Genomic DNA, 15447 nt, shown 5'->3' on the forward strand with positions numbered 1-15447 from the left:
GCGGTGCCCGACGGGCCGGGAGAAATGACCGGCTCCCGGGCCACGGTGCCGGGCCGTGCCCGCTCCTACGCTGTCGCGGGCGGGCTCGCGGAAACGGCCGGCGGACACTTACTCGGCATCCCGCCGGGTCCGCCCCGGCCTGCCCGGAAACCGGACGGAGGCGCGCCATGACCTACTCCCAGTCCCCCTCTCACGTCGTCGAGTCGCTGGATGCGGAGGTATTCCTGTCCGACCACCTCGGGCCGGGACGGCCGGTCGTGGTGCGCGGTGCGCTCGACGGGTGGCGGAAGCCGCCGCCCTGGCCGCTGGAGGAACTGGCCCGGCGGTTCGGGGAGCACGAGGTGACACTGTTCGACACGCTCTTCGCGCTGGAGGAAGTGGCCACCTTCGCCGAGTACGTGGAGGAGCACACCGGCGCGGCAGTGGAGGGCGTTCCGCCGTATCTGCGCTGGTTCACCCGGCAGAGCGAGGAACAGATGATGGAGGCGGACGCGGCGTTCACCGAGCTGGCCGACGAGTGGACGATGCCGTCCTGGCTGCCGCGCACGGACTACGTGTTCCCGCCCACGGCCGGGCCGGTGGACGCCTCGCGCGACCCCTTCCCCGCCCGCGGCCTGTTCGTGTGCGGCCGCGGGGGGCGTACGCGGTTGCACGTCGACCCGTGGGCCAGCGACGCCTGCCTGTGCCAGGTCACCGGTCGGAAGCGGTTCGTCATGTACGCCCCGGACCAGGGCGCGCTGCTGTCCGACGGGGACGGCGTGGTCGATCCGGACGCGCCGGACGAAAAACGCTTCCCCCGGTGGAAGGACGCGGTACCCACGCTCGACGAGGTGCTCGCGCCGGGCGATGCCATCTTCATCCCGGCCGGCTGGTACCACACGGCCGTCGCGCTGGACGACAGCGTGTCGCTGACCTGGAACTTCGCGCACCGCACCCACGAGGATCGGTTCGCGGCGCATCTGCGGGCCGGCGGCGACCGGGATCCGGTGGTCGCCTACTTCCTCAGGCCGACCGGTACGTCGTGAACGGCGGGCGGTGTGCGTGCGGCGAGGCGGCCTCTCGCTGCACGCACACCGCGTCGGCTGCGGATGACCCGTCGAGCAGGGCACGCACCGTGGGCGGATCGAGCCGGCCGGTGCTGGCGACGAACCGTCGCACCGAGGCGAACGGCCTGGTGGGGGCCGAGGCGAGGGGTCGCCAGGCGGCGAGGACGGCGGCGGGCGCCTCCACCGTCACCGGCCGATGTTCCCGCAGCAGAGCGTCCACCAGCGGGCGTTCGGTGCGGGTCACGGCGAGCAGCGGCCCGCCCTGCTGGAGTGCGGCCAGCACGGTGGCGCAGGCGTGCGCCCGGCCGAAGTCGAGGTGAACGAACGCGGTTCCCTCCGGTGACGGTCTCGCGAGTGCGCGGGCGCGCGCCCGCAGGTCCGCGGCGGGCAGCAGCCTTGGGCGGCCACTGCTCGGGTCGTGGAGGATCACACCGCGGTGGTGTCCGGTCCCCGTGGCAAGCCTGCCGGGGCAGTCGTCGGGGAGGGGTGGTGCCCAGACGGCCGTCGAATCGTCGATCGGGCCGAGGGTGTGCACCGTGGCGCACAGGGCGCGCACCCCGTCCTCCGCGTCGTGGAGGCGGTTGACACCCTCCACGTCCAGGAGCAGGTGCGGGCGGCCGAGCAGGGTGAGGCAGTGCATGACCCCCCGGCGCGGCAGCCGCGCGGGGAGCAGCGCCGGCACAGCGCCCGCGCGGAGCGTGCCGTAGAGCTGGGCCTGAAGGTCGACGTGATTCCGCCGCAGTACGGCGACCACGTCGCCGGGGCGGACGCCGGCCGCGGCGAGCCGCCCTGCGTGACGGTTCACCGCCGCGGCGAAGCCCGCCACGGTGTCCACCAGCCCGGCACCGGTGGTCCAGCGGACGTCGCTGCCGAGAAGCAGGTCGCCGTGGGCCCGCGCGGCCAGTTCGGGGACGCGGTCCAGCGGGGCTTCGCTGAGGGCGTGCACCGGGCCGCCCTCAGCCGCGGCGGCGGGCGGGCCGACGGTGCCGGGCGCGGGCACGGGCCCGTTCCAACGCGTCGTCGACGATGTCGGGGCCGGTCGCCGCGCCGGTCAAGTGCTCGGCGAGGCTGCGGATCGTCGGGTGCTCGAACATCGTCATCAGAGGGAACTCGCGGCCGAGTTCCCTCTGCAGGATGCGGTGGATACGGACGACGACGATGGAGTCCGCGCCCATGTCGAAAAAGCGGTCCCGGACGGTGACCCGGGTGCCTTCCTTCAGGGCGGCGCGGAAGACGGTGAGGATCCTCGCCTCGGTGTCGTTCTCGGCGCCGCCGTCCGCCGGACCGTCCTCGGTGTGCTGCGCGGCGGCCTCCTCGGCGATCCGCCGCAGCGCGGCCCGGTCGAGCTTCCCGCGGGCGGTGAGCGGGAGTTCGGGGATCTCGACGAACGTGGTGGGGACCATGTAGTCGGGCAGAGCAGCGGTGAGATGCCGGGGCAAAGCGTCGGCGAGCGGTTCGGGACCGGAAGCCGGAGTCGGCTCTGCGTCCTCGTCGGTGAGGGCGCCGCCGAGCATGCCGTGCAGGATCTCGGCGGAGTCGTCCAGGGCGAGGGCGTCGCGTAGTTCCGCGGTGTCCCGGACGAAGCCGACCTGGCAGAGCCCGATACCGCAAGCGGTGGCGTGGTCGTCCAGGAGCTGGGTCATCAGCCCGGCCTCGAGGAGGGTGAAGTCGCGGGCCCGTTTGCCGTACAGCGGCTCGACCGCACCGCGATGGGCGACGAGGAGGACGGTGAAGGCGGCGCGGTGGTGAGTCTGCCGGTTCTCCGGGGCGTGGACGGCGGCGTCGAGTGCGGCACCGGGCCGGATCTCCACCAGTCGGTGCCCGTCGGGGTCGTGGTAATAGGTGCCGCCGGGCAGTCCCTCCACGCGCCCCTCGGTGACGTGCAGGTACGTCTGGACCGGGTAGAGCGCGCCTGCTGAGGCGTAACGGTGCCGCGGCAGGGCGCCGCCGCCGTCGTGGGCGGCGCACAGCGGTTCGAGCAGGCGGCCGAGGGTGGACTGCGGCAGTACGCGGGTGTCGTAGTTGCGGCGGCTGCGGCGGACCGGTGGCGCGTCTTCCGGGGCTGTCCGGTCGGGGGCGGGCAGGGTGTGCGCGATGCCGTCGAGGTCGGTGCGCAGGCCGGGCCGGCGGGCCTTGAACGCCAGGCGTTCCAGCGGGTCGCTGAGGACGTCGCCCAGGGCCAGGTCATGCAGGTCGTCGTCCGAGCCGTCGGGCTCCCCCCGCGACGGGTCCGCCGCTTGGCCACGGCGTGCGGGGACGACGACGGCCGCGAGGCGGAGACTCTCGGGGGTGTCGCCGACGGGGGTGACGGCAGCGGCGCGCACTGCGTCGTGGCGCAGCAGTGCCGCCTCGATCTCGCCGGGTTCGATGCGGTGGCCGCGGATCTTCACCTGGTGGTCCTCGCGGCCGAGTATCTCGATCTCACCGTTGGGGAGCCGCCGGCCGAGGTCGCCGGAGCGGTAGAGGCGACGTCCGGTACGGGGGTGGACGACGAAGGACGCTGCGGTGCGCTCGTGGTCGCGCCAGTAGCCGTCGGCGAGCCCGCTGCCGCCGATGTACATCTCACCGGTCACCCAGAGCGGGCAGGGCTGCATGCGGTCGTCGAGGATGTCGATGGTGTGGTTGCGCATCGGCAGTCCGTACGGGATCACCTCCCGGTCGTCCTCGGTGACGTCGTGGGCCACGCACCAGATGGCGGTCTCGGTGGGGCCGCCGGAGGCCACCACACGCGCGCGCGGTGCGGCCGCGCGCACGCGCCCGGGCAGGTCCAGCGGGATCCAGTCGCCGGAGAACCAGACCAGGCGCAGCGCCGACAGGCCCGCGTGGGCCGGCTGTCCGTCGCCGTCCGGGTTGCCGAGGTGTTCCAGCAGCATCCGCATCAGGGCAGGCACGGAGTTCCACACGGTGACGCCGTGCTCGGCCATCAACTCCAGCCAGCGAGCCGGATCCTTGACGGCCCCGGGCTCGGGCAGGACGAGCGCGCCGCCGCTGCGCAGCACGGCGAAGAGGTCTCCGGCCGAGAGATCGAAGCTGAGGGCGGAGAGCGCGAGGGCCCGGTCCTGGTGAGTGAGCGCGGAGCGGTCGGCGAAGTCGGCGACGGTGTTGAGCACGGCCCGGTGGGACTGGGCGACGCCTTTGGGTTCTCCGGTGGAACCTGAGGTGTAGAGGACGTAGGCGAGGTCGTCGGGCCGCTGCACAGTGGGCAGCGGCGTGCTGTCGCCGGTCGTGTCGTCCAGGTCGACGGGAATCTCGGTCGTTCCCTCCGCGATCGGGTGGGAGGTTCCGGCGGTTGGGGTGAGGATCAGGCGGGCGCCCGAGTGGGTGAGCAGCCTGCTTCGGCGCTCGACCGGCAGGTCGGGGTCGAGCGGCAGGTAGGCGGCACCGGACAGGTGGACGGCGAGGACCGCGACGATCTGCTCGACGCTCTTGCCGAGTTCGACGGCGACCAGCGTGCCGGGGACGGCGCCGGCCTCGCGTAGCGTGCGGCCGATCCGGCAGGCGTGCTGGTACAGCTCTCCGTAGCCGAGGGTGCGCCCGCCGGCGATGACGGCGGTGTGCTCGGGGTGCTCGGCGGCGTGCCGGGCGACGGCGGTGCACAGCAGTTCGTCGGGCAGGTCCCCGGCGGTGTCGTTGGCCCGGTCGGCGATCTCGCGGTGCGCGTCGGGCAGGACATCGACCGTGTCGGCGTCCCAGGCGGCCTCGTCGTCGGCGAGGGCGTGGACCAGGCGGTCGTAGGCGGCGAACATGTCGTCCATGACGCCGGGCGGGAACATCGCCTCCACGGCGTCCCACTTGTAGGTGAGCGCGCCGCGGTCCTCGTACACCTGGTGGTCGAGGAGTACCTGAGGGGTCTGCGAGACAGCGTGCACGGTCTCGCCGAGCCAGTCGGCACCGAGGTCGCCCTGGCTGAAGTCCTGGTCGCGGCCCTGCTCGCGGGCGCTGGCGAAGACGATGCCGGCGTAGGCCCCGGCGGACACGCCGCGCTCGCGGGCGATCTCCCGCATCATCTCGACGCCGCTGAAGAACCTGTGGTCCAGGTCGCGCCAGAGCTGGTGCTGGATGCGGTCCGCGAGGGCGAGGAAGCCGCCGCCGGGCCGCAGGTCGACCTCCAGCAGCGTGACGGAGGTGAAGTCGCCGATGATCAGGTCGATGTCGGGATGCAGCGGGTGCCGGTTGAACAGCGGCACGTCGATGGTGAAGTGGCTGGTGCGGCTCCAGGCGCCGAGCACGGTGGCGTAGGCGGCGAGCTGGACGGCGGATGGCGTGATGCCCCGGGCGCTCGCCCGTTCCTTGACGCGGGCCCAGCGCTCGGCGTCGAGCCGGGAGATGCGGCGCCGGCGTTCCGGGCGGGCCTCCGGGGGAAGGCCGGTGCGGGCGACGGGCAGTTGCGGGTTGGGCGGCAGCGTGTGGACGCGATCCTGCCAGTAGGCCTTCGACCGGGCGTACGCCTCGGTGTCGCGCAGACCGCGCGCGGCGATCACGTAGTCGCGGAACGACACGGTCAGCGGTGGGAGTTCGGCCTCCGGGTCGGCGTACAGATCGCCGAGTTCCAGGAAGAACAGGCGGACGCTGGCGACGTCGGCGACGAGCAGGTCCAGGCTGACGTGGACGCGGGCGCGGCGGTCCCCGTGGCCGTCGCCGATCCAGGTGACGCGGACGTCGAACATCGGCCACTGGTCCAGCGGCAGGATCTGGTGGCCCAGTTCGTCGCGGACCCGCTCCAGATGCGTGTCGAGGTCCTCCACGCCGGCTCCGCGCAGATCGTATTCGGTGAGGGGCACCTCCCCCACGTCGGGGAGGATGCGCTGGTGCCCCTCGGCGGAGACGACGGCACGGAGCATCTCCTGCCGGTTCACCAGGGCGTTGAGGGCGGTTCGAAGGCGGTGCACGTCCAGGTCGGGGCAGTCGTACTCGGTGTAGAGGTGGATGGAGGACCCGCCCAGGTCGTAGGCGCTGCTGCGGCCGACGAGATAGCCGTGCTGGATCTCGGTCAACGGGAACGGTTCGTGCCGGTTGGCGGGGTCGGAGACCAGTTCGGGCCAATCGATGCCCTCCGCCCCGTCCCCGCGCAGGCTGGTCAGGATGCGCGTGACCACGTCCGAGACGCTGCCGCGGACGAAGTCGGCCATGGGAAGGGTGAGGTCGAAGTCACGGCCAAGGCTGTAGCGCAGCTCCACGATACGCAGCGACTCCAGCCCCAGCGCGATCAGCGGAGTGTCCTCGGGCACGTCGTCCGGGGCGACGGCGAGCGCGGCGCCGATGCGGCGGCGCACCTCCGCGGTGACGACCTGGGCGCGCAGTTCGGGAGCGAGGGCGAGTGCCATGTCGCGCAGCGGTGCGGCGGCACGCGCTTCGGCCGCCTCGGCTCGTTCGGTCTCCCCGGCCTTTTCGGGTACGTGTCGGGTGCCGTCGTCCGTCGGCGCGGGTCGGCCGCGCGGGGAGTCGCTGTGCAGGGCGTCGATCTCCCCGTCGAGGAAGGACTGCCGGCAGGTGGTGCGGCGGATCTTGCCGCTGCCGGTGGTGGGGACGAGGTCGGGCCGGACGAACAGCACGGTGTGCGGTTCGACCTCCTGTTCGGCGGTGATCCGGGTGCGGACGAGGCGACTCAGCTCGGCCAGGTCGGGCCCACTGTCGGTCTGTTCAACTCCCTGCACCACGACGAGGCGTTCGCCCTCTTCCGCGTCCACGGAGAACGCCGCGCCGGGGGCGGCGGCGAGCGCGGGGTGGGCGCGGCGCGCGGCGGCCTCCACGTCCTGCGGGTGGATGTTGCGGCCGCGGATGATGACGAGTTCTTTCAGCCGTCCGCACACGACGATGTCCTCGTCGTGGCGGAAAGCGAGGTCGCCGGTGCGCAGGTAGGGCCCGCCGCCGTCGGCGAGGCGTCCTTCGAAGGTCTCCTCGGTCTGCTCCGGGCGCTGCCAGTAGCCCTGGTTGACGACGTCGCCGCGGACCCATATCTCGCCGACCTCGCCGGGGCCGCATTCGGCGCGGGTCGCGGGGTCGACGACGAGCATTTGGAGACGGTCGTGCGCAGGACCGCAGCTCACGAGTTCCAGGGTGCGGCCGGCCCCTTGGGGGGCCTGCTGGGCCTTGCCCTGTTCCAGGGCGGCGGCGTCCACGGTGAGCGTCAGGGGGTCGGCGCCGCGGCGGCCGCAGATGCCGAGGGTCACCTCGGTGAGGCCGTAGCCGGGGAACCATGCCTCGGGGCGGAAGCCGTGCGGGCCGAAGGTCTCGGTGAACGCGTCGACGGTGCGTCGCTGGACGCGTTCGGCTGCGTTGAATGCCGAGTGCCAGCGGTCGAGGTCGAGCTGCTCGCGCTGCTCTCGGGTGACGCGCTCGACGCATCGGTCGTAGGCGAAGTTCGGTCCGCAGCTGAAGACGGGTGCGGTGGCGTCGGAGATCGCCTTGAGCCACCGGAAGGGTTCGGCGACGAAGTCCTCAGGCGCGAGCAGGGTGCAGCGGCCGCCGATGAACTGCGACATGGTCACCGTGCCCGCGATGCCCAGCGCGTGATAGACGGGCATCCAGGTGACGACCTCGGCGCCCTCGGGAAGTTCGGCCAGGTCACGGAAGACGCGGAGCTGTTCCAGCAGGTTGGCGTAGGACACCATGACGCCCTTGGGGTTCCCGGTCGACCCGGAGGTGTACTGCATCAGCGCCAGATCGTCGTCGCGGGTGGCGGGCGGCGTCCACAGCGCCGCGTCGGCGTGCGGCCCGTCCACGGCCAGCCAGGGGACGTCCGGTGCGCCGCCCGCCTGCCAGGCGGCGCGCAGTTCGTCCGTCCGTGAGCCGTGGCAGAGCACGGCCGCCACGTCGGCGTCGAGTCCGACCTGCACGAACCGTTCACCCTGCACCGTGTCCGGCGCGCCCTTGGGCGGGGCGCAGGCGACGACGCAGGAGCCCGCGTAGTAGCAACCGAACTGGCCGGCGACGAAGTCCTCGCCGGGTGGAAGCAGCACGAGGACGCGCTGCCCGCCCGCCCCGTGGTGTTGAAGGGCGGCCGCCGTGGCGCGTGCCCGGGTGTCGAGCCGCACCCGGGTCAGGTCCACGGGCGGCAGCTCGTGCCCGTCCCCCTCGTCGAAAGCGGTGAAACGGAACGCCGCCGCGTCCGGTTCCGCCTCGACGCGCTCACGGAGGATGTTGAGCAAGCCGTTGGTGCGGAGCCCCGTGTCGTTCGGGAGGCCGACAGTCATGACGCTGATCCCCAATCTCGACGGTCTCGGACGGTCGCGACGTGAGGCGGCCGTACGCGTCCGAGAGAAGGATGGGCGGGCATGGGACGCCCTCCCAGACCCGAGTGAGGTGACCGAACGGGCACCCGGGAAGGTCGCCCGACTGCCGCGCAGTTCGAGGCTGCCTGCTGCTCGCCTGCCGGCCGAAGGTGGGCGGGTGCCCGTCTCGCCCCCGTCGGGTGCGGCCGCCCGTCCCGGCGGCGGGACGCGGCGTCCCCAGCGGGGCCGCAGAGCGGGACCGGAGGGTGAACGATGCGCGTACTGGTCGCGGGAGGAGCCGGATTCGCCGGCTGGCACTACGTCCGCGGGCTGCTCTCGTGGCCGGGTGCGGAGGCAGGGCCGAGCGGTGGTTCCGGGGCGGGTGAGCGTGGCCCGCGGGTGACGGTGCTGGACACCGCGGCCTCCCACTCGGGCAAAGTGCGCGCCGAGTCGCTGGCGCGCGACCCGGCCTGCTCGTTCGTCCGCGGCGACGCGCGCGACGCTCGCCTGCTGGCCTCCGTCGTGCCGGGCCACGATCTGGTCGTGGACTTCACCGCCGGCACGACGGACGGGCACCCCGGGACCCCGGAGCCGACGTCCGTCGACGCCCGCCTGAGCGCGGTCCGCGCCCTGCTCGACGCCGCTGTGAGGGCCCGGGTGCCACGCTTCGTGCGGGTGTCGCATTCCGGGGTGTACGGCGAGGCCGGCACAGCTCCGTGGCCGGAGAACGCCCCGCTGCGGCCGGGCACGCCGCACGCCGCCGCCACCGCGGCCGGTGACTTACTGGCTCTCGACCGCCACCGCACGCACGGCCTGCCCGTACTGGTCGCGCGGGGCCCGGATGCCTACGGCGGCGGGCAGTCGCCCGACGCGTACGTGCCCCGTGTCCTGGGCCACCTGCTCAGCGGCTCGCGGGTGCCCGCTGAGGAGGGGCAGGACGACGCCCGCGAGTGGCTGCACGTCACCGACCTCTGCGCCGGTGTCCGGACCGCGGCGGAACACGGCCGAGCAGGCCGGGTCCACCACGTCGGCGGCGGCACGGTACTGACCGGTCGACAGCTCACCGCCCGTCTTCTGGACGTCTGCGGCGCCGGCTGGGACATGGTCGGCCACCGCCCCTCCACCGGGACGGGGAGGCGACACCCCGCGTTGGACGACGGACGGCTGCGAGCCCTGGGTCACCGTCCCCGTGTGCCGCTCGACGAGGGCCTGCAGGGCACCGCCCGCTGGTACGCCGACCACCCGCGCTGGCGGAGGACGGCCCGTGCCGCCTGAGCCGACCACCGACCCGTTGAGCCGGCCGTACCGGCGGATCAATCCGAACCCCAGAGAAGGAGAACGTCGTGAGTGTCAAACGATGGATGTATCAGGTGCTGTACCGGATCGGCGCGCCCTGGGAGGGCGGCGTACGCGAGAACCTCGTGCAACTGCTCGAGGTGGAGAAGCGCCTTTCACCCGACGAACAGAAGACCGTGCTGGACATGGGCTGCGGCAGCGGCACCTGCTCGGTCTACCTGGCCGAGCACGGGTTCGAGGTGACGGGCGTGGACTTCACGCCGATAGCGCTGCGCAAGGCGCGGCAGGCCGCGACAGCGGCCGGCGTGACGGACCGGTGCCGTTTCGTGCGCGGCGACCTGAGGTCGTCCCGCATCCCCGGCGTCGAGGGCACCTACGACCTGATCGTCGACTTCGGCACACTCGACGACCTCACCGGGCAGGACCGCCTGGACATGGCGGCGAACATCCGGCGCCATTCGCACCCGGGGACGCTGGTGGTGCTGTGGTGTTTCTACAGCAAGGGCGACCAGGACCTGCCCGTGTTCCGCTATTCCGGGGTCTCCAGGGCACTCAGCGGTCTGCGCCCGGGCGAGGAACAGGAACTGTTCGGCGAGGACTTCACGATCGAGCGGCTCGCCGAACCACCGGTGGACTCCAAGATGGCGTGCTTCCTGATGACCCGCAGGTGACTCTCTCGTCTGCCGTGGGATCACAGCCGGGTACGCAGTTCCCACAGCTCGGGGAAGAACCGCTTCTCCAGGGTCGAGCGCAGATACTGCGCACCGCTGGACCCTCCTGTCCCGGCCTTCGCGCCGATGACGCGTTCCACCATCAGTACGTGCCGGGCTCGCCACGTGCTGAAGAGTTCGTCGTGGTCCAGCAGCGCCTCGGCCACGGCGAGCACGTCGGAGGCCGGTGTCTCGGCCCGCAACAGCTCCGTGAGGTCGGGCTCCCCGCGCTTCTCGCACAGCGTCAGGAATGCCTCGTACAAGGTCGGTTCGGCCATGCGGCGACGGAGCCGGGTGCGCTCGGCGGCGTCGAGGTCGCCTCGCTCCACGTACCGGCTGTCCTTGAGCCCGGAAAGGAACTCGATCTCCCTGAACTGCACCGACTGGATACCACTCGCCTGGTACAGCGACGGCCGAAGCAACGCGAAGCTACCCGGGCTGATCGTCCGGAGCACGTCGACCTGCCCCGCGAGCACCCGCTCGATGACGCCGACTCGCCGCAGCGAGTACAGCGCATCTGGAGCGTCGTCGGCGAACAGCGCGTCGCGGGTGCGCTCCAGCTCGTCCAGCACGATCTTGAACCACAGTTCGTACACCATGTGCGCGACGTAGAAGAGTTCCTCGTCGTGCAGGTCGGTGTACCTCGGCGGAAGCCCGAGGAGGTCGTCCAGGCGCAGCAGGTCTCCGTAGGACGGGCTGCTCCCGTCCTCAGCCGGGGTCCGGCCCGCCACCGGGCACCTGCTGGGCGAGTCCACGGTCTCCGGGCCGGCGTTCGAGCCGTTCATCGACGCTCCTTCGCTGGTCTCTCCGAGTTCGGCGAACGGCTCTCAGCATCGGAGCGCTACCGGCCCGGGGACAACCGCCTCCCGCCCGGTCGGGCGACCTGCCCGGATGACCACCCCGTCCCGCTCCGGCACCCGGGCAGCGGGGCGCCCCGCACGGCGGGGCCTTCCCAGGTCCGTCGAACGCGAGGGCCGGCGCACGTGCGTTCCTGCGCCCGCAGTTCTCGTCCGACGCCCGCCCGGCTCTGCCGGGGAACACCGGCGAGCGCAGATTGTCCGGAGCACGAGGGAGAGGATCGTCATGCATGGTTACGACAAGCCTTCACGGGCCGCGTCCCCGGCGTCGCTCCTGGGAGCGATACCCCGCCCGCGGTCGGAGCCGCCCCGGAAGCCGACGCGGCCGAGGAGCACCTGCGGCTCTGGTGCACGCGGCCTGCGGGTGTGCGTGGTGCATCCGCACGAGGTGGTGCGGTGCGGGCTCGAGGCGATGCTCACCGATGTCGCCCTTGACGTCACCGTGCTCACGGACACCTTCCGGGCCGGACACCGGCTCGTCGCGGAGGGGGTCGATGTGCTCATCTGCCCGTGCGCGGCGACCGAGGAGGTCCTGGACTTGGCGTCGGCCTGCCGTGAACGCCGGACTCTGGTGCTCGCGCTGCTGGAGAGCTCGGACGAACAGCAGCTGGCGCTCGCGTCGGAGGTGCCGGCCGACGGTTTCCTCCTCGCCGACGAACTGAGCGTCCCTGCCCTCGGTGACGCGCTGCGTCGCCTCGAAGGTGGTGAGATGCCGCTGCCGGTGACGCTGTCCCGGTGGCTGCTGGGCCGCATGCGAGAGGGTTCGGTCGCGTCACCCCGCGCGGAGCGCCCGTATTTCCTCACGCCGCGCGAGCGGGAGGCCCTGAACCTTCTCGCCGAGGGGCTCAGCAACAAGCAGATAGCCCGAGCACTGCGCATCTCGCCGCACGGGGCGAAGCGGCACGTCGCCAACGTCATCGCCAAGCTCAACTGCCCCAATCGGACACTGGCGGTGGCCCTCGCGCTCCGCGACGGACTGGTCGACGGGCCGGGCTCCAACCGCCGCGGTCCGGAGTCCACCCTCGAGCAGGGGACACGACCTGCGGCTACCTGCTCGGCTCCCTCGCGTGAAGCGGCTGTCGATCACGGCTCCGGAGCGGCGATCGTGCCGGCCGCGACGCGCGGGTCCCACCCGCGCCCACCACGTTCGGGAAAGCCCTCAGCGACGGAGCCCTAGCACGCAGAGGGTCGTGAGGGCCCACGTCCGTCCTCGGCGGACTCGAGGGCGGTCAGCAGCGCTGCGTCGACCCGCAGTGCGGACTCCTTCCCGGCCGCGGCGTGCGGCGAAGGCTCCGCAAGCGTGCCGCGGGACGTGGGCAGGAGCGGATCGCGGCGGCGCCCGGACGCGGCGGGTCGGCCGGTGGGCGTCACCGAACCGTAAGGGCAGGGCTTCGTCCACGCCCGGGGGATCGATCTAGTCTGGTGTGCATTCCCTCTCCCCAGGAGTCGCCATGCGCGCCCGCACAGCCCTTCCGGCCTCCGTCGCCGCCGTCCTGCTCGCCCTGACCGGGTGCGGCTCGAGCGGCTCCGGCACCGCCGACGATGCGGGCACGGTCTCCCCGTCGGCGTCGTCCTCCCCCGCCGGGCAGCCCGCGGACCCCGAGGGGAGCGGCACGGAAACCGGCGGTTCCGAGGTGCCCGAGGTGCTCGACTTCACCGCGACCACCGTGGACGGCAGGCCCTTCGACGCCACGACGCTCGCCGGCAAGCCGACCGTGCTGTGGTTCTGGGCTCCGTGGTGCCCCAAGTGCAAGGCCCAGGCGGCCGAGACGGCCGAGGTCGCCGCCGACCACCGGGACGAGGTCAACGTCGTGGGAGTCGCCGGTCTCGACTCCAACACGGCGATGAAGGGCTTCGTCACCGACACAGGCACCGGATCGTTCCCGCACCTGTCCGACGAGAAGGGCGAGGTGTGGAAGCGGTTCGGCGTCACCGAGCAGAGCCGTTACGTCCTGCTCGACGAGACCGGCGAGACCGTCTACGAAGGTGTCCTGCCGGGTGGCGAGGGACTGGCCGGCAAGGTCGCCGGGCTCACCGGCTGAGCGGCACCTGCCATGGCCGACCTTCCCCTCGCGCTCGCGCTCGGCGCCGGCATGCTTGCCGCCGTCAACCCGTGCGGCTTCGCTCTGCTCCCCGCCTACCTCTCCCTGCTCGTCCTCGGTGACGACTCGCCCGGCCGATCCGTCGCCGTCGGCCGGGCCCTGACCGCCACCGCCGCGATGACCGTCGGATTCGCCGCACTCTTCGGCGTGTTCGGTCTGGCCGTCCAGCCCGTCGCCGGGCAGGTCCAACAGCACCTGCCCTGGTTCACCCTCGTCTTCGGTGCGCTGCTGGCCGCCGCCGGAGTCCGGGTGCTCGCCGGCCGGCGGCTGCCCGGCATGACTCCGCAGCTGAAGCGCGCACCGAAGGTGACGCGCTCCCTTCCCTCGATGGCGCTGTTCGGTGCGGCGTACGCCACCGCCTCCCTCGGCTGCACCATCGCCCCGTTCCTCGCGATCGTCGTCTCGGCCTTCCGCAGCGGCTCGGCCGCCGGCGGCATGGTGCTGTTCGTCGCCTACGCCGCGGGCATGGGCCTGGTGGTCGGCGCCGCGTCGCTGGCCGTCGCTCTCACCCGCAGCACGGCTGTCCCTCGCCTGCGGCGCCTCGGCGCGATCGCCCCGCGCCTCGGAGGAGCGCTGCTCCTCCTCGTCGGCGCCTACGTCGCCCACTACGGCTGGTACGAGCTCCGTGTTCAGGACGACCCCGCCACCGCGGATCCCGTGATCGACACGGCCGGCGCCGTCCAGCGCGCCCTCGCGGACGCCCTGGACGCTGCCGGGCCCGCCGTGATCGCCGCCCTCGTCGCGCTCCTGCTTCTCGTAACGCTGCTGATCCGCCGCCGTGGGCGCACGGGCCGGCGCGTCCGCGCGGACGAGCCCGGGGCGCCCGAGCGCCCGGTCTGAGCCGGAGCGGGCCGGCCGTCGACGTCACCCCGGAGCAACGGGGTGGACTGCCGGAACACCCTCGAACTGCGGACCAAATCTGTCCGCGAGGGGTGGCACGGTGGCCGCATGGACACGAACCTACTCGACTGGAACCTTGCGCTGCGTGAGCAGTGGGAGGGGCACTGGACGCAGCACGTGCGCCCCAGGCTGCAGGGACTCACCGACGAGGAGTACTTCTGGTCGCCGGTGCCCGACGCCTGGAACGTGCGGCCGCGCGGCACCTCCATGGCACCCGTGCAGGCAGGCGGCCGGGACTTCACCATCGACTTCGCCTTTCCCGAGCCGGATCCGGCGCCGTTCACGACGAACGGAGCCGACCGATGAGCCGCGACATCCAGGTCGCCTTCGACGCCCACGACCCGCGGGCCCTGTCCACCTTCTGGCGCGACGCGCTGGGCTACGTCCATCCCGGTCCGCCCGGAGTCGAACTGCCCGAGGGGGCCGACCCGCTGGCGGCGTGGGACGACTTCCTCGCGCGGATCGGCGTGCCGGAGGACCAGCGCAACACCCGGTCCGCGGTCGAGGCCCCGGACGGGCGCGGGCCGCGGCTGTTCTTCCAGCAGGTGCCGGAGGACAAGGTCGCCAAGAACCGTGTACACCTCGACGTCCGTGCCGCACCGGGTCTGCAGGGCGAGGAGCGCATGGCCGCGCTGGAGGCGGAGTGCGCGCGGCTCGTGGCGCTGGGGGCGGCGCGGGTGAGGCGGGATGAACCCGCTCCCCCGATGAGCGAAGGCTTCATCGTGATGACCGACCCGGAGGGCAACGAGTTCTGCCTCGACTGACGGTCCCCCCGCCCGCGGGCCAAGGAAGCGGGGGCGCGGGCACGGCTTGCGACCGGCGCCGTGCGTGCGGACTGCGATCCGCCCGGAGGGGCTACGGCTCCGAAGCACCGGTGAGAGCCCGGACAGACCGGCGTGCCCGGGCCACCAGTGGGGAGCGCAGGCGATGAGCAGACGGTCGGCCGACGGAGGCGGATCCGCAGTGGTCCGCGGAGGACGGCGGGTCGCTGAGGCCGCGCCCCACTCCGGCGGGCGGCGGCACGCCGCCGAGGAGGTGCGGCAGGGGCTGGCCGGCGCGGCGCGGATGCCGATCACCCGGCGCGAGCTCCAGGCGCTGCGGCACGCCGCCGCCGGCGCACCGGTGGCCGAGACGGCGGCCGCGCTGCACCTGGCGCCCGGGACGATCCGCAACTACCTGAACCCCGGCATCCGCAGGCTCGGGGCGCGGAACAAGACCGACGCGGTACGGGCGGCACGGGAGACGGGCTGGCTGCTCGTCCCGCGCCCGTCCGGGCACGGCTCGGAGGGCGCGGGGAGCCGGGGCCACGACGAGCCGTGAGGCCG

Annotated in this window: 12 protein-coding genes; 9 read left to right on the top strand and 3 right to left on the bottom strand. The window is 72.9% G+C overall.

Features of this window, described 5'->3' with window-relative positions; genetic code table 11:
* Window positions 1-167: 167 nt before the first annotated feature.
* Window positions 168-1025: a cupin-like domain-containing protein gene (locus E4198_RS01455; protein WP_136181517.1), complete on the top strand. Its 858-nt coding sequence runs from the start codon at window positions 168-170 to the stop codon at window positions 1023-1025.
* On the opposite strand, the gene E4198_RS01460 is transcribed toward E4198_RS01455, so the two are convergent.
* Together E4198_RS01460 and E4198_RS01465 are read right to left on the bottom strand one after the other, a co-directional pair.
* A complete protein-coding gene (locus tag E4198_RS01460; protein ID WP_136181518.1) occupies window positions 1003-2046 on the bottom strand; it encodes an AMP-binding protein in 1044 nt (347 codons plus the stop codon). The two genes, E4198_RS01455 and E4198_RS01460, sit on opposite strands and share 23 nt — an antisense overlap.
* Window positions 2003-8239 (bottom strand): non-ribosomal peptide synthetase, encoded by a 6237-nt coding sequence (locus E4198_RS01465; RefSeq protein WP_136181519.1) that lies wholly within the window; start codon window positions 8237-8239, stop codon window positions 2003-2005. Before E4198_RS01465 ends, E4198_RS01460 begins: the two co-directional genes overlap by 44 nt.
* Window positions 8240-8530: 291 nt before the next feature.
* Here E4198_RS01465 and E4198_RS01470 point away from each other — a divergent pair, with 291 nt between their 5' ends.
* Together E4198_RS01470 and E4198_RS01475 are read left to right on the top strand one after the other, a co-directional pair.
* Window positions 8531-9532 carry an NAD-dependent epimerase/dehydratase family protein gene (locus E4198_RS01470; RefSeq protein WP_136181520.1) on the top strand — a complete coding sequence of 334 codons (1002 nt, stop codon included), beginning with the start codon at window positions 8531-8533 and terminating at the stop codon, window positions 9530-9532.
* A gap of 68 nt (window positions 9533-9600) precedes the next feature.
* Entirely contained in the window at window positions 9601-10224 is a 624-nt protein-coding gene (locus tag E4198_RS01475; RefSeq protein ID WP_136181521.1) for a class I SAM-dependent methyltransferase, read from the top strand.
* A gap of 20 nt (window positions 10225-10244) precedes the next feature.
* On the opposite strand, the gene E4198_RS01480 is transcribed toward E4198_RS01475, so the two are convergent.
* Window positions 10245-11048 (bottom strand): tryptophan 2,3-dioxygenase family protein, encoded by an 804-nt coding sequence (locus tag E4198_RS01480; RefSeq protein WP_136181522.1) that lies wholly within the window; start codon window positions 11046-11048, stop codon window positions 10245-10247.
* Window positions 11049-11493: 445 nt separating this feature from the next.
* On the opposite strand from E4198_RS01480, the gene E4198_RS01485 reads away from it, so the two are divergent.
* From E4198_RS01485 to E4198_RS01510, 6 genes are all read left to right on the top strand, one after another.
* Complete coding sequence (locus E4198_RS01485; RefSeq protein ID WP_247597503.1) at window positions 11494-12297, top strand: response regulator transcription factor; 804 nt, start codon at window positions 11494-11496, stop codon at window positions 12295-12297.
* Window positions 12298-12571: 274 nt separating this feature from the next.
* A complete protein-coding gene (locus E4198_RS01490; protein WP_136181523.1) occupies window positions 12572-13162 on the top strand; it encodes a redoxin domain-containing protein in 591 nt (196 codons plus the stop codon).
* 12 nt (window positions 13163-13174) lie between these two features.
* Window positions 13175-14062 carry a cytochrome c biogenesis protein CcdA gene (locus E4198_RS01495; protein WP_136181524.1) on the top strand — a complete coding sequence of 296 codons (888 nt, stop codon included), beginning with the start codon at window positions 13175-13177 and terminating at the stop codon, window positions 14060-14062.
* Between the two features lie 108 nt (window positions 14063-14170).
* Complete coding sequence (locus tag E4198_RS01500) at window positions 14171-14428, top strand: hypothetical protein (protein WP_210732758.1); 258 nt, start codon at window positions 14171-14173, stop codon at window positions 14426-14428.
* Window positions 14425-14886, top strand: coding sequence for a VOC family protein (locus tag E4198_RS01505; RefSeq protein WP_136181525.1), 462 nt, complete (start codon window positions 14425-14427; stop codon window positions 14884-14886). Before E4198_RS01500 ends, E4198_RS01505 begins: the two co-directional genes overlap by 4 nt.
* Window positions 14887-15049: 163 nt before the next feature.
* Complete coding sequence (locus E4198_RS01510) at window positions 15050-15442, top strand: helix-turn-helix transcriptional regulator (RefSeq protein ID WP_136181526.1); 393 nt, start codon at window positions 15050-15052, stop codon at window positions 15440-15442.
* Window positions 15443-15447 lie beyond the last annotated feature (5 nt).

This window comes from Streptomyces sp. RKND-216 (assembly GCF_004795255.1).
In the GTDB taxonomy this organism is placed as follows: Bacteria; Actinomycetota; Actinomycetes; order Streptomycetales; family Streptomycetaceae; genus Streptomyces; species Streptomyces hazeniae.

Excerpts from the sequence above, each read along its gene's own strand:
- E4198_RS01500 (WP_210732758.1), top strand. The coding sequence starts at position 14,171 with ATGGACACGAACCTACTCGACTGGAACCTTGCGCTGCGTGAGCAGTGG.
- E4198_RS01490 (WP_136181523.1), top strand. The coding sequence starts at position 12,572 with ATGCGCGCCCGCACAGCCCTTCCGGCCTCCGTCGCCGCCGTCCTGCTC.
- E4198_RS01495 (WP_136181524.1), top strand. The coding sequence starts at position 13,175 with ATGGCCGACCTTCCCCTCGCGCTCGCGCTCGGCGCCGGCATGCTTGCC.
- E4198_RS01465 (WP_136181519.1), bottom strand. The coding sequence starts at position 8,239 with ATGACTGTCGGCCTCCCGAACGACACGGGGCTCCGCACCAACGGCTTG.
- E4198_RS01480 (WP_136181522.1), bottom strand. The coding sequence starts at position 11,048 with ATGAACGGCTCGAACGCCGGCCCGGAGACCGTGGACTCGCCCAGCAGG.
- E4198_RS01505 (WP_136181525.1), top strand. The coding sequence starts at position 14,425 with ATGAGCCGCGACATCCAGGTCGCCTTCGACGCCCACGACCCGCGGGCC.
- E4198_RS01470 (WP_136181520.1), top strand. The coding sequence starts at position 8,531 with ATGCGCGTACTGGTCGCGGGAGGAGCCGGATTCGCCGGCTGGCACTAC.
- E4198_RS01510 (WP_136181526.1), top strand. The coding sequence starts at position 15,050 with ATGAGCAGACGGTCGGCCGACGGAGGCGGATCCGCAGTGGTCCGCGGA.
- E4198_RS01455 (WP_136181517.1), top strand. The coding sequence starts at position 168 with ATGACCTACTCCCAGTCCCCCTCTCACGTCGTCGAGTCGCTGGATGCG.